Annotated in this window: 10 protein-coding genes; 7 read left to right on the forward strand and 3 right to left on the reverse strand. The window is 65.3% G+C overall.

The genetic code is table 11. From position 1 onward, the window contains the following. Positions 1-73: 73 nt before the first annotated feature. The gene (locus CHB96_RS10920; RefSeq protein WP_089245938.1) at positions 74-2,179 is read right to left on the reverse strand and encodes a RecQ family ATP-dependent DNA helicase; all 2,106 of its coding nucleotides are present in this window, start codon (positions 2,177-2,179) and stop codon (positions 74-76) included. A 66-nt stretch (positions 2,180-2,245) separates the two neighbouring features. Here CHB96_RS10920 and crcB (CHB96_RS10925) point away from each other — a divergent pair, with 66 nt between their 5' ends. Together crcB (CHB96_RS10925) and crcB (CHB96_RS10930) are read left to right on the forward strand one after the other, a co-directional pair. Further along, positions 2,246-2,677 (forward strand): fluoride efflux transporter CrcB, encoded by a 432-nt coding sequence (gene crcB, locus CHB96_RS10925; RefSeq protein WP_245865456.1) that lies wholly within the window; start codon positions 2,246-2,248, stop codon positions 2,675-2,677. Then, positions 2,674-3,036, forward strand: a complete 363-nt coding sequence (crcB, locus tag CHB96_RS10930) for a fluoride efflux transporter CrcB (RefSeq protein WP_089245940.1) — start codon at positions 2,674-2,676, stop codon at positions 3,034-3,036. Before crcB (CHB96_RS10925) ends, crcB (CHB96_RS10930) begins: the two co-directional genes overlap by 4 nt. Before the next feature lie 4 nt (positions 3,037-3,040). Here the strand turns inward: crcB (CHB96_RS10930) and CHB96_RS10935 are convergent, their stop codons facing one another. Then, the gene (locus CHB96_RS10935; RefSeq protein ID WP_089245942.1) at positions 3,041-3,925 is read right to left on the reverse strand and encodes a LysR family transcriptional regulator; all 885 of its coding nucleotides are present in this window, start codon (positions 3,923-3,925) and stop codon (positions 3,041-3,043) included. Further along, entirely contained in the window at positions 3,922-4,782 is an 861-nt protein-coding gene (locus CHB96_RS10940) for a ribokinase (RefSeq protein ID WP_089245944.1), read from the reverse strand. The genes CHB96_RS10935 and CHB96_RS10940 overlap by 4 nt, the downstream gene beginning before the upstream one ends. A gap of 449 nt (positions 4,783-5,231) precedes the next feature. On the opposite strand from CHB96_RS10940, the gene CHB96_RS10945 reads away from it, so the two are divergent. The 5 genes from CHB96_RS10945 (at position 5,232) to CHB96_RS10965 (ending at position 13,039) form a co-directional block, all read left to right on the forward strand. Further along, the gene (locus tag CHB96_RS10945) at positions 5,232-6,494 is read left to right on the forward strand and encodes an aspartate aminotransferase family protein (RefSeq protein WP_089245946.1); all 1,263 of its coding nucleotides are present in this window, start codon (positions 5,232-5,234) and stop codon (positions 6,492-6,494) included. Beyond that, complete coding sequence (locus CHB96_RS10950) at positions 6,491-9,400, forward strand: FAD-binding and (Fe-S)-binding domain-containing protein (protein WP_089245948.1); 2,910 nt, start codon at positions 6,491-6,493, stop codon at positions 9,398-9,400. Before CHB96_RS10945 ends, CHB96_RS10950 begins: the two co-directional genes overlap by 4 nt. Then, on the forward strand, positions 9,397-10,860 hold the full coding sequence (locus tag CHB96_RS10955) for an NAD-dependent succinate-semialdehyde dehydrogenase (protein WP_089245950.1): 1,464 nt from the start codon (positions 9,397-9,399) through the stop codon (positions 10,858-10,860). Before CHB96_RS10950 ends, CHB96_RS10955 begins: the two co-directional genes overlap by 4 nt. A 14-nt stretch (positions 10,861-10,874) precedes the next feature. Continuing rightward, the gene (locus tag CHB96_RS10960; protein WP_245865458.1) at positions 10,875-11,570 is read left to right on the forward strand and encodes a GntR family transcriptional regulator; all 696 of its coding nucleotides are present in this window, start codon (positions 10,875-10,877) and stop codon (positions 11,568-11,570) included. 272 nt (positions 11,571-11,842) lie between these two features. Beyond that, a complete protein-coding gene (locus CHB96_RS10965) occupies positions 11,843-13,039 on the forward strand; it encodes a M24 family metallopeptidase (RefSeq protein WP_281254418.1) in 1,197 nt (398 codons plus the stop codon). The last annotated feature ends 2 nt before the right edge of the window (positions 13,040-13,041 follow it).

Genomic DNA, 13,041 nt, shown 5'->3' on the forward strand with positions numbered 1-13,041 from the left:
GAAAACGATGTTTGAAATTCGATTTTTCGGTTTCGACAGTGTGGTCTTACTTTTTCTCGACGAATTGCCGCGATCACTTCGGGGTGGCGAGAGCGAACGGAAGAACTGCGTCAGCGCCCGCGCGTCGGAGGGCCACCGAGGCGCAGGTGAACGTCCATCCCGTGTCGGTGCGTAGATCCATCAGCAGAACAGGGCCGTCGGTACCGCCGAGGTCCGGCACATCCCACGAGTCGACCAGGCCCGCCACCCTGAACGCGGAGTTGGCGGCCGAGACCGGTGGATGATCCGGGCGAGGCGCCACGATGCCCAGGTCGTCGAGCCGGCCGATACGGGCGAGTTCGCCGGACACCGAGCGAATCAGCTGAGGGTGGGTCTCGGACTCCAGTGCGATGATCGACGTGGGCCTCGTCTTCCAGTCCCATGATGCGAGCACGCTGATACAGCCGTCGAGCAGGGCCTTCGGGGCCGGTCCGTCGGGCCCGTCGAGCAGTTGACGCAACCGGCTGCCCCAGCCGAGATCGGTCAGTCGCCCCAGTACACGGCCGGTCTCGGGGCCGTCGGTGATCTTTCCCGACAGCGACACGCCGAGCTTCTTCATCCCGCTCGGCCACTGTTTACGTGCAGGCAGGTCGAGGCCGGGCCGGTCCAGGCGCGTTCGCGCGGACTCGACGGCCGCATCGTCGACCTGTGTGGAGTAAGACTGGCCTGTGCAATTGTCGCAGCGGCCACACGGCTGAGGGCCGTCCGCGAGCCCGGGATCGTCGAGTTGACGGCGGAGGAACTCCATCCTGCAGCCGTCGGTGCGCTGATAGTCGAGCATGGCCTGCTGCTCGGAGTCCCTGGCTTGTTCGAGACGCTCGTAACGCGACGCGTCGTAGACCCAGGGCTGCCCAGTGGAAATCCATCCGCCTCGGACGCGCTGAACGGCGCCGTCGACGTCGAGCACCTTGAGCACCATCTCGAGGCGGCTGCGATTGAGGTCCACCAACGGTTCCAGGGCGGGCGTCGACTGCGGCTTCACCTCGTCGAGAACCTCGATGACCTGCCTGACCACATGCTCACGAGGAAACGCCACGGATGCGAAATAGCTCCAGATCTGTCGGTCCTCGTGGCCTGGGAGAAGGATGACCTCGGCGCGCTCGGTGGCGCGACCGGCACGGCCCACCTGCTGGTAGTACGAGATAGGTGACGACGGGGCACCCATGTGGACCACGAACCCCAGGTCGGGCTTGTCGAAGCCCATGCCGAGCGCTGACGTTGCCACGAGAGCCTTGACCTGGTTGTTCAACAGGTCGGCCTCGAGGCTCTCACGTTCGGTCGGGTCGGTCTGGCCGGTGTAGGCGGCGACGGTGAGGCCCTGATCGGACAGCAGGCTTGCAAGGTCGTTCGCCGCGGACACGGTGAGTGCGTAGACGATGCCGGAGCCGGGAAGCTCCGCAAGGCGGGATGCGAGCCACGCGGCGCGCTGGGTGGTGTTCTCGATGTGCACCACGGACATGTGCAGTGACTCGCGTTCGAGGCCTCCCCGCAGCACGACGGTATCGGCGCCGCCGACGCCGAGCTGGGACGCAACGTCCGCGACGACGCGATCGTTCGCGGTGGCGGTCGTCGCGAGCACCGGAATGCCTTCGCGCAGTTCGGAAATCAATGTTCGGATGCGCCGATAGTCGGGGCGGAAGTCGTGACCCCAGTCGGATACGCAGTGCGCCTCGTCGACGACGACGAGTCCTGCATCGGCTGCGAGCGACGGAAGGACCTGGTCGCGGAAGTCGGGATTGTTCAGCCGTTCGGGGCTGACGAGCAGTACGTCGAGGCGCCCCGCGGCGACGTCGGCGTGCACGTCCTCCCACTCGGTCATGTTGCCCGAATTGATGGTGGCGGCGCGCACCCCGGCGCGCTCGGCCGAGGAAACCTGGTTACGCATCAGGGCCAGGAGCGGAGACACGATGACGGTAGGTCCCAGTCCCTGTTCTCTGAGTAGTTTGGCCGCGATGAAGTAGACGGCCGACTTGCCCCAACCGGTGCGTTGCACCACGAGGGCCCGTCGACGGCCGACGACCAACGCCTCGATCGCAGTCCACTGGTCCTCTCGGAGGCGGGCCTCCGGTCCGGCGAGTTCGCGGAGCAGGCGCTCGGCGTCGGCGCGCAGATCGGTCGTGGGTGCTTCCGATGTGGTCATGGTTCCATCGTGCCGTACACGTCCGACATGTCCGCCGCGGCTACGCTCCCTTCGAGAGGAGAGTGCATGCCGATACTGGAGAACGAGCCGCGGCCATTGCATCTGCAACCCGTCGCGCTGATTCTGGTGTTCGTCGGGGGTGTCGTCGGCACGCTGGCCCGCTACGCGATCGAAACCGCGATCCCGCATCGGAGCCCGGACTGGCCGATCGCGACGTTCGCGATCAACATCGTCGGCGCGTTCGTGTTGGGGCTCCTGTTGGAGGCACTCGCGCGGCGTGGTCCCGATGTCGGTGCACGACAACGACTTCGACTCCTCGCCGGTACCGGTTTCTGCGGCGCATTCACCACCTACAGCACGCTGGCACTCGAAGCCGTCCTGCTGACGCGTGACGGGCACTCGGTCACGGCACTGGCGTACGGCGCGTCGAGTGTGATCGTCGGTGTGCTCGCGGCCTGGGCGGGGATAGTGGTCGCGGCGCGGCGGAGAGCGTCGTGATCGTTCTCGCACTCGCTGTCGCCGGTGCGCTCGGCGCGGTGGCTCGGTTCGTGTTGGATTCGTTCGTCAAGGCCAAGGTCGGTGGCACGTTCCCGTGGGCAACCGTCGCAATCAACATTTCCGGCTCGCTGCTTCTCGGCTTCCTCGCGGGCCTCGTCGTGTTCGACGGCGCATCGACCGACCTGCAGACCGTCGTCGGGACCGGGTTCTGCGGCGGATACACGACATTCAGTACGGCGAGTGTCGAGACCGTGCGGTTGATCCAGTCGGGAAAGCGGCTGTCGGCCCTGGCCAACGCGGTAGGGACTCTCGTGTTGTCGGTCGGCGCATGTGCACTGGGATTCGCTCTCGCCGCCTGACGTCCTACGTCGCCAGATCGAGGAAGTCGCGTCGTGGCCCCCGCAGCGGCTCCTGCTGATTCCAGATCGCGCGGAGCTGGCGGGGCATGGTCAGACCGTCGACGACGATGCGTACCAGCCGGCCGTCTCGAATGTCCGACGCGACCGCGAGGGACGACAGAACACCCGGCGCACCGGCGGACGTCACCGCGGATTTGATCGCGGTCACCGAATTGAGTTCGAGCAACGGTGGGGCCGACGGGTGCACGGTGTTCTCGAAGGTCGTGCGCGTGCCGGACCCCGGTTCTCGCTGGACGAGCGCAGTGGCAGCCAGTTCGTCGATCGACACGGACCCTCGACGCGCCCAGGGATGATCCGTTCCGGTGACCACGAGCAATTCGTCGACAGCCACCACACGCTGTCCGAGACCTGCCGGGACGTCCGGTCCTTCGACGAAACCGAGATCGGCGCGACCATCCAGTACCTGCTGCGCGACCTCGGTCGAATTCATCAGCCGCACACTGGTGTTGACGTCGGGGAATCGTGAACGCATCATGACGACCCAGCCGGGCACGAGGTGCTCCGCGACGGTCATGCTGGCGGCGACCGTGAGATGTGCCCGCTCCTCCCTGAGCAGCGACCGAACTCCGGTAGCGAACGTGTCGGCCGCGGTCAGCACGTTCTCGGCCCATCCGAGCACGGCGACACCTTCCGGAGTCAACTCGACGCCGGAAGTCGTGCGATGGAATACGCGAAGTCCGATGTCCTTCTCCGCCGCTCGAATCCGCGCGCTGACGGCTTGTTGGCTCAGGCCGTGCTCGCGCCCTGCCGCGCTCATGCTGCCGAGCCGTGCGACCGACACCATCACGTCGAGCGCAGCCAGGTCGGGTACTCGAGGGGAGAGCGTCATGCGAGCACGGACTCGATCTGCTCGCGCGTGCCCGACGACGCGCCGGCGCCGCGTCGGGAAGCTGCGAATGCGCCTGCTGCACAAGCCCATCGGACGGCAGCCTCAGGACCCTCGGCCCACCTGGCGGCAAGAGCCCCGGTGAACGCGTCTCCTGCGCCGGTGGTGTCTGTCGCGTCGACGACGGGTGCAGGAACGTCGAACGAACCTGCCGGGCCGACGTACCGGGCGCCCGCCGCACCGCGCGTCGTCACCACATGTGCGATGCGGCCCAGCACGTCGGAGCCGAGCGCGGAGGCTTCCGCCTCGTTGACGACGAGGACGTCGAGTGCCTCCAGCAGTGCGTCGGGCACGGCCTGAACCGGTGACGGATTGAGGACGACGAGTGTGCCGTGAGCTCGCGCATGCTGCGCCGCCGCCGTGACCGCCGGGATCGGAATCTCGAACTGGCACAGCAGGATATCGGCGCCCGCGATGATCTCGAGTTCCTCGGTGGTCGGTTCCGCGACGGTGGCGTTGGCGCCTCCGATGACGACGATGGAATTCTCTCCCGCGGAATCGACTGTGATGACTGCGATTCCGCTGGGGCCGTCGACGGTGCGAAGGTGGGTCGTGTCGACCGACGCCTCGTTCAGGCCGATGGTGAGCTCCGACGCGAACGCGTCGTCGCCGACGGCTCCGAGAAACGTCGTGGCCGAACCCGAACGGGCAGCGGCGATCGCCTGGTTCGCGCCCTTTCCGCCCTGCGCGGTGGTGAAGGTGTCTCCGAGCACCGTCTCACCCGGCGCGGGCAGACGATCGGTCACCGCGGTCAGGTCCATGTTGATGCTGCCGAGTACGGCCACACGCGTCGGATGCATGATCCCGAGAATATGCGGACCGTCGGGTGTCGGTGGTGAGCGAGGGCGTCATTTGGTCACTTGGGGGGTGGCCGGGGGTGAGCGAGGGCGGCATTCGGTCACTTCAAGTGACCAAGTGTCACATTCGGTCAGGAAGGGGGCGGGGGTGAGCGAGGGCGTCATTCGGTCACTTGGGGGTGGCCGGTGGTGAGCGAGGGCGGCATTCGGTCACTTCAAGTGACCAAATGTCACATTCGGTCTGTCAGGGGGCGGGGGGTGAGCGAGGGCGTCATTCGGTCACTTGGGGGGTGTCGGGGGTGAGCGAGGGTGTCATTCGGTCACTTGAAGTGACCAAATGTCACATTCGGTCTGTCAGGGGGTGGGGCGGAGCCGGGGGCTCGGGACGGGGGTGAGCGAGGACCCAAGTGCAGATTGTTGACAATCTGCACTTCGGCCCTCACGATGAACGCATGACAGCGCCGACCACGCACCTCAGCCCCGCCCTCAAACAGGCCACACCTGTTGTCGTCGACCATGCGCTCGGCAGTTGGATACACGGCACGGACGGCAACCGCTACCTCGACTTCACGACGGGTATCGGCGTCACCAGCACCGGCCATTGCCACCCGCGTGTCGTCGAAGCCGCCCGCGAGCAGGTCGGCAAGATCATCCACGCCCAGTACACGACTGTCATGCACAAGCCTCTGCTCGCGCTGACCGAGAAGCTCGGCGAATTCCTTCCCTCTGGGCTCGACAGTGTCTTCTACGCGAACTCCGGGTCCGAGGCCGTCGAGGCTGCGATCCGGTTGGCGCGCATGGTAACCGGACGACCGAACATCATCGCCTTCCACGGTGGATTCCATGGCCGTACCGTCGCGGCCGCATCGCTCACGACGGCGGGCACCAAGTTCCGCTCGGGCTTCTCGCCGATCATGGGCGGCGTCCACATCGCTCCGTTCCCGTACGCATTCCGGTACGGCTGGGACATCGACACGGCCGTCGCCTTCGCTCTGAAGGAACTCGACTACCTGCTCGCGACGGTGTCGAGCCCGGCCGACACCGCGGCGTTCATCATCGAACCCGTCCTCGGTGACGGCGGATATCTGCAGACGCCGCCGGCGTTCCTCGAAGGACTGCGCCGACGGGCGGATCAGCACGGCATCGTGTTCATCGTCGACGAGGTTCAGGCCGGCGTCGGGCGCACCGGAAAGTTCTGGGGGCACCAGCATTCGGAGGCGACACCGGACATCGTCATCACGGCGAAGGGTCTGGCGTCGGGATTTCCGATCTCGGCGATCGCGGCGTCCACCGAACTCATGTCCAAGGCCTGGCCGGGCTCTCAAGGTGGAACGTACGGCGGCAATGCCGTCGCAGCGGCAGCTGCAGTTGCAACCCTCGACGTCGTGCGCGACGAAGGCCTCGTCGAGAACGCAGCCAAACAGGGGACGGCTCTGCTCGACGGGCTGCAGGCGCTGAAAGGCCAGTACCCAGCAATCGGTGACGCGCGTGGGCTCGGCTTGATGCTCGCTCTCGAGTTCGTCGACGACAACGGCGATCCCGACGCGGCCGCGGCAGCTCGTGTGCAGCAGACCGCGATCTCCGAGGGGTTGCTGCTGCTCACGTGCGGCGGAATGGGCAACGTGGTGCGTGTCATCCCCGCATTGGTGGTGACCGACGACGAGATCGCCGAGGGGCTCGACGCGATTGCTCGGACACTGAAGCGCGCGCTGTGACCGTTCTCGACGCGTTGGCCGACGCAGGCGTGGACGTCGACGCCTCCAGCCGTCGACGCGCCGAATACTCCTACGACGCATCGAATTACCGAGTTTCCCCACTCGGCGTCGTGTTCCCACGCAGTGCGGCGCAGGTGTCCTCTGTCGTTCGCACGTGCGCGAGTCACGGCATTTCCGTCGTCGGGCGAGGTGGCGGAACGTCCATGGCAGGCAACGCAATCGGCGATGGCGTCGTGCTGGACTTCTCGCGGTACATGAACCGCGTCATCGCCGTCGACCACGATGCACGGACGGCTGTCGTCGAGCCCGGCATCGTGATCTCGGATCTGGCCGCAGCGGTGTCCGAGGCGACGGACGGTGCATTGACTTTTGCGCCCGACCCGTCGAGCAAATCGAGGGCCACCGTCGGCGGTGCGGTCGGCAACGATGCGTGCGGTAATCACTCGGTGCGATACGGGCGGACCGCCGACCATACGATCGCACTGGACGTCGTGACCGCCGACGGCTTCCTGCTGCGTGCAACCCGAACTGGCATCCATGCCGTCGATACCGACGACGTGGATGCCGTGTCCGCCGCTGAACGGATCAGGACCGAACTGGAAGCGCTGGTATCGGACAATCTGGCGGGGCTACGTCTCGAACTCGGCCGTATCCCGCGTCAGGTATCGGGATTCCATCTGTCGACGTTGTTGCCCGAGAACGGTTTCGACGTCGCGCGCGCTCTGGTGGGAAGTGAAGGGACGTGTGCGATCACGGTCGCTGTGACCGTCGCACTGGTTCCTGTTCCTTCCGCCGCGCTACTGCTGAGTCTGGGATACGAGGACGTCGTCGAGGCCGCCGAGGACGTGACGACGATCCTCGAATTCTCGCCTGCCGCTGTCGAGGGGATCGACGAGAAGATCGTCGAGACGATGCAGTTCCGTCGGGGTGCGGACTCGGTGCGCGGACTGCCGTCGGGTAATGCATGGTTGTACGTCGACCTCGACGGTGAGGACGCGGCGGAGGTGGAGGACAAGGCGCAACGATTGTTGGCCCGGCTCCGCGAACTCGGCCGAGTGAAGGACGGGCGCGTCGTCGACGATCCGTCGGAGCGGAAGTCGTTGTGGCGCGTCCGTGAGGACGGCGCCGGGTTGTCCGCGAGACTGGTCGAAGGAGCCAGGAGCGGAGCGCCCGTCGAATCCGAATCATGGCCCGGCTGGGAGGATTCGGCCGTCGCGCCGGAGAATCTCGCGGCCTATCTCGCGGACTTCCGAGATCTGCTCGCGTCGCATTCGTTGACCGGTGTGATGTATGGGCATTTCGGCGCAGGGTGCATGCACGTGCGCATCACGTTCGATCAACGAACGGAACACGGACGCGCGATCATGCACCGATTCCTGCGCGAAGCAGCGGAATTGGTTGTCCGGCACGGCGGCTCGTTGTCCGGTGAACACGGCGACGGGCGCGCTCGATCGGAACTGCTACCGATCATGTACAGCACGTCGATGCTCGACGCGTTCGCGCAGTTCAAACGAATCTGGGACCCCGCCGGCCTGTTGAATCCGGGAAGCATCACCGACCCTGCACCGTTGATGAAGGACCTTGCCCTTCAGGGCATCCCGACGCGTGAATGGAAGACGACCTTTGAGTTGCACCAGATCGGTGCGGCGACTGATCTCGATCCCTTCGTCCATGCTGCCCAGGCGTGTGTCGGAGTCGGACGATGCCGCTCGAGTAGCGGCGGCGTCATGTGCCCGAGTTATCGCGCGACCGGCGACGAGAAGGATTCGACGCGTGGACGGGCCCGGGTACTACAGGACATGGTGCGGACTGCGCCCACGGTCCGCGACGGGTGGGCGTCGAAGGACGTCAAGGACTCGCTGGATCTGTGCTTGTCGTGCAAGGCGTGCTCCTCGGATTGCCCCGTCGGGGTCGACATGGCCACGTACAAGGCGGAATTCCTCGATCACTATTACGCCTCCGAACGTCGCCCCCTGGCGCACTATTCGCTCGGATGGCTACCTCGGTGGTTGGCCGTCACGTCACGTATCGCCCCGCTGCTCGACCGGGTCCTGACGCCCAGGACCTCGACATGGGCCGCCACGCTTGCGGGACTGACGACCGAACGCGCATTCCCGCGCTTCGCATCCCGGCGAGCAGTACGTTCTCAGCTTGCCGAATCCGTGCCGGGCGGAGACGTCGTCGTGGTCGTGGACTCGTTCACGAAGGGATTTCGTCCTCACGTCGCCGGCGCAGCACTTCGTGTCCTGGGGGATGCAGGCCGTTCCGCGGAATGTCGCACGGACGTCTGTTGTGGCCTGACCTGGATCTCCACAGGTCAGCTGTCCACGGCCCGAAAGAAGTTGCAGCGCACGGTAGATGCACTCGACGACGGTACCGACCGCCCGATCGTCGTACTCGAACCGAGTTGCGCCGCAGCGCTGCGGAAGGATCTACCGGAACTGGTCGACAGTGGCGCAGCACGTCGCGTCGCATCGCGGGTGCAGAGCTTCGCCGGCGCGGTAATCGACCAGGCTGCGGGAGGCTGGACGCCGTCGGGACCCGTCCCCGCCGAGGTCACCGTGCAGACGCACTGCCACGAGTACGCGGTGTTCGGTGAAGCGACGCAACGCAAGGCGCTCGCTGCCGCCGGTGTCGGTGTCGTCGACGAAGCGACCGGATGTTGCGGTCTAGCAGGGAATTTCGGATTCGAGCCCGACCATTACGACCTCAGCATGAAGGTCGCGGAGCAGGCGTTGGCGCCGGCGATCGAACGTAGCGGCGGCAGACCGGTTTTGACGGACGGGTTCAGCTGCCACATGCAGGTGCGTCAACTGACCGGAGACCACAGCGACGACGCCTCGTCGCACCTCGCCGAAATCCTCGACCCGGCCACCATTCACGACAGAAGGGATCGACACTCGTGACAACGACGACCACTAGGCCGCACATCGACACGCCGACAGGAATTTTCATCGGTGGAACCTGGCGAAGGGCGTCGAACGACACGACGTTCGACGTCGTGAACCCCGCCACCGGTGAGGTGATCGTCGCGGTCTCCGACGGCACCATCGCCGACGCCGAGGCCGCGATGGCGGCAGCGGCTGCAGCGCAACAGAACTGGGCTGCTACGGCGCCGCGTGAGCGCAGTATTATCCTGCGTCGTGCGTTCGAGCTGATCATCGAGCGAACGGAGCACCTGGCCGCGATCATCACCGCCGAGATGGGAAAGCCGCTCGCCGACGCCCGCGGGGAAGTCGCCTACGGGGCCGAGTTCTTCCGGTGGTTCTCCGAAGAAGCGGTACGCATCTCGGGTGATCACACTCTCACCGGCGACGGCAAGAACCGCATCGTGGTCACGCGCGCTCCGGTGGGACCGTGCATTCTGGTGACCCCGTGGAACTTTCCGCTCGCGATGGGAACACGCAAGATCGGTCCTGCCCTTGCCGCAGGATGCACGGTGGTGTTCAAGCCTGCCGAGCAGACACCGTTGACTGCTCTTGCGCTCGCGGACATTCTCGTCGAGGCCGGTGTCCCGGACGGCGTCGTGAATGTCGTTCCGACGACCGATGCCGCAGGTGTCGTCGGGTCGTGGATGGCGAGCGGGCTCGCGCGCAAGATCAGCTTCACCGGCTCGACCGACGTCGGGAAGATTCTGCTGGCGCAGGCGGCGCCGACGGTGATGCGGACGTCGATGGAACTCGGCGGCAACGCTCCGTTCATCGTGGCCGAGGACGCCGATGTCGATCGAGCTGTCGATGGCGCGATGGTGGCCAAGATGCGCAACATGGGCGAGGCGTGCACCGCGGCGAATCGCTTCTTCGTGCACCGCAGTGTCGCGGAGGAGTTCGCCGACAAGCTGGGTGCGCGAATGGGTTCGTTGGTGGTCGGCGCCGGCGCCGAGGACGGCGTCGAGGTGGGCCCACTGATCGACGAGGACGGTCGCGCCAAGGTGCAACGCCTCGTCGACGACGCACTGGCACGCGGTGCGCGAGCGGTCGTCGGCGGTACACAGGACGACGGCCCTGGGTACTTCTATCCGCCGACGGTCCTCGACGACGTGGACTCGGGATCGGACCTGATGTCCACGGAGATCTTCGGTCCGGTTGCTGCTGTCGTACCGTTCGACACCGAAGACGAGGTCATCTCCTTGGCCAACGACACCGAGTGGGGTCTTGTCGGATACGTCTACACGCAGGACATCGATCGCGCACTGCGGATGGGGGAGCGCCTCGAGGTCGGAATGGTCGGGCTCAACACCGGACTCGTGTCCAATCCGGCGGCCCCGTTCGGCGGAGTCAAGCAGTCGGGGTTGGGCCGTGAGGGCGGCAAGGTGGGCATCGACGAATTCCTCGAATACAAATACTTCGCGATTCCCAGGTCCTAGTAAGAGGAGAGACGATGGTTGGTTCCCGAAGACTCACGCCTATCGATGCGCGAAACACCTCGATGGTGATCGCGGATCAGATCCGCGACCGCATCATCGACGGTTCCTATTCGCCGGGCGAACAGATCAACGAGGCGAATGTCGCTGCCGAGCTGCAGATTTCGCGCGGCCCGGTGCGAGAGGCGTTGCAGCGCCTCAACCAGGAAGGCCTGCTCGTCAGCTATCGCAATCGCGGCGTGTTCGTCGTCGAATTGAGTGTCGACGACGTCGCTGAGATATACGGGTCCCGTGCCGCGATCGAGGTGGGTGCGGCGTGGACACTCGTGAACGGCGACCCGACGGTTCTGAAATCGACTGCGGTGCAGTTGTCGGACATCGTCGGTCAGATGCAGCCGTTCATCGATCGCGCGGATTGGCTCGGACTCGCCGAACGTGACCTCGCGTTCCATACGGTCCTGGTGGCGGCGACGTCGAACAGTCGGATGTCGCGGATGTACGCGACGCTCGCGGCAGAAGCTCGCATCTGCATGGCCAATCTCGAAACCGCCTACTACCGGCCGGAGGCTCTTGTCGAGGAGCATCAATTGCTCGTCGACCTGCTGTTGGGTTCCGACTGGGCGGCATTGGAATCGGGCTTGCACGAACACATGGACACGGCGGTACACGACCTGACCCAGGCGATGACGGAGCAGTCGGCCGTGGCCAGGTAATGCATTCGTGTGTGCGTGGTCGGGTCGGACACCGTCCACGCACACACGGCGCGAAACACACGACACGAAGAAGTAACACGAGATCCCTTGCAGCAACCTAGTTCTTGCGTTTAGCCTGATTGTCAACAATCTGCAAAACGCGATTCGGCATTCGTTTGCCCTCCGCGAAGCCTCGAAAGGGGGTACCAGTGAACGACAACGAGAACCACACCGTCTCGCTCACCAGCGCAGTCGGACCGATTCACGCACCGGGTCTCGCCGAGTACGTGGATCTGCCGAACAGCACGCCGATCACGTTCACAGACGACGAGTACTCCCGGCGACTAGCCGAAGTGCGGGCGCGGATGGCGTCGCAGAATCTGACGGCGCTCATCGTGACGGACCCGTCGAATCTGTACTACCTGCTGGGGTACAACGCGCTGTCGTTCTACACGCCGCAGATGTTGTTCGTGCCGTTGGACGGTGAGCTGTACTTCTTCGCGCGACAGATGGACGCAGCAGGCGCATTCCGCACGTCGTGGCTGCCGCAGGATCAGACGTTCGGATACCCCGAGACGTTCGTGCAGCGCAAGGACACGCACCCGTTCGTCTGGGTCGCCCAGAAGCTGCGCGAACTCGGTGTGGTGAACAACTTCTCGCACGGTCAGGTCGGCCTGGAGATGGACTCGTACTACTTCAGCCCCCGCGCATTCGAAGTACTGGTGAAAGCGCTGCCGGAGTACATGTTCACCGATTCGTACGAGCTGATCAACTGGGTTCGCGTGGTCAAGTCGCCCGCCGAGATCGACCTCATGCGCGGCGCGGCGAAGGTGTGCGAATCGGCCATGGCTGCGGCCTACGAGTCGGTGGTGGTCGGTGAGCGCCAATGTGACGCTGCTGCCGCGATCATGCGCGCCCAGGTCAAGGGCACCGCGGACTTCGGCGGCGACCACCCGGCCATCGTGCCGATGCTCCCGACCGGTGCAGGCGCGGATACTCCCCACCTCACGTGGTCCGATCAGGTCTTCATCGCCGGTGAGACCACCGTCGTCGAACTGGCCGGAGTGTTCCGTCGCTACCACGTCCCGATGGCGCGCACGATCGTTCTTGGCACGCCGAGCAAGCGACTCGACTACCTGGCGCAGTCGACGGACGACGCGCTCAACGAGGTCCTTGCGTCCGTCCGGCCGGGCGTCACGACGAACGAACTCGCGGACGTGTGGAACACCAGTCTCGCGAGGCATGGGCTGCACAAGCCGTCGCGCATCGGGTACTCGATCGGCATTGCGTACGCACCGGATTGGGGCGAACGCACGGTGAGTATTCGTACCGGCGACGACACTGTTCTCGCCGAGAACATGACCTTCCACATCATCGGGGGAATGTGGATGGACGACTACGGGTACGAAGTATCCGAGGCCGTCCGAGTGACCGAAAGCGGAGTCGAGACGTTCACGTCCTTTCCGCGCCAATTATTGACGAAGGAGTGAGA

It is taken from the genome of Rhodococcoides kyotonense, from assembly GCF_900188125.1.
Taxonomy (GTDB): Bacteria; Actinomycetota; Actinomycetes; order Mycobacteriales; family Mycobacteriaceae; genus Rhodococcoides; species Rhodococcoides kyotonense.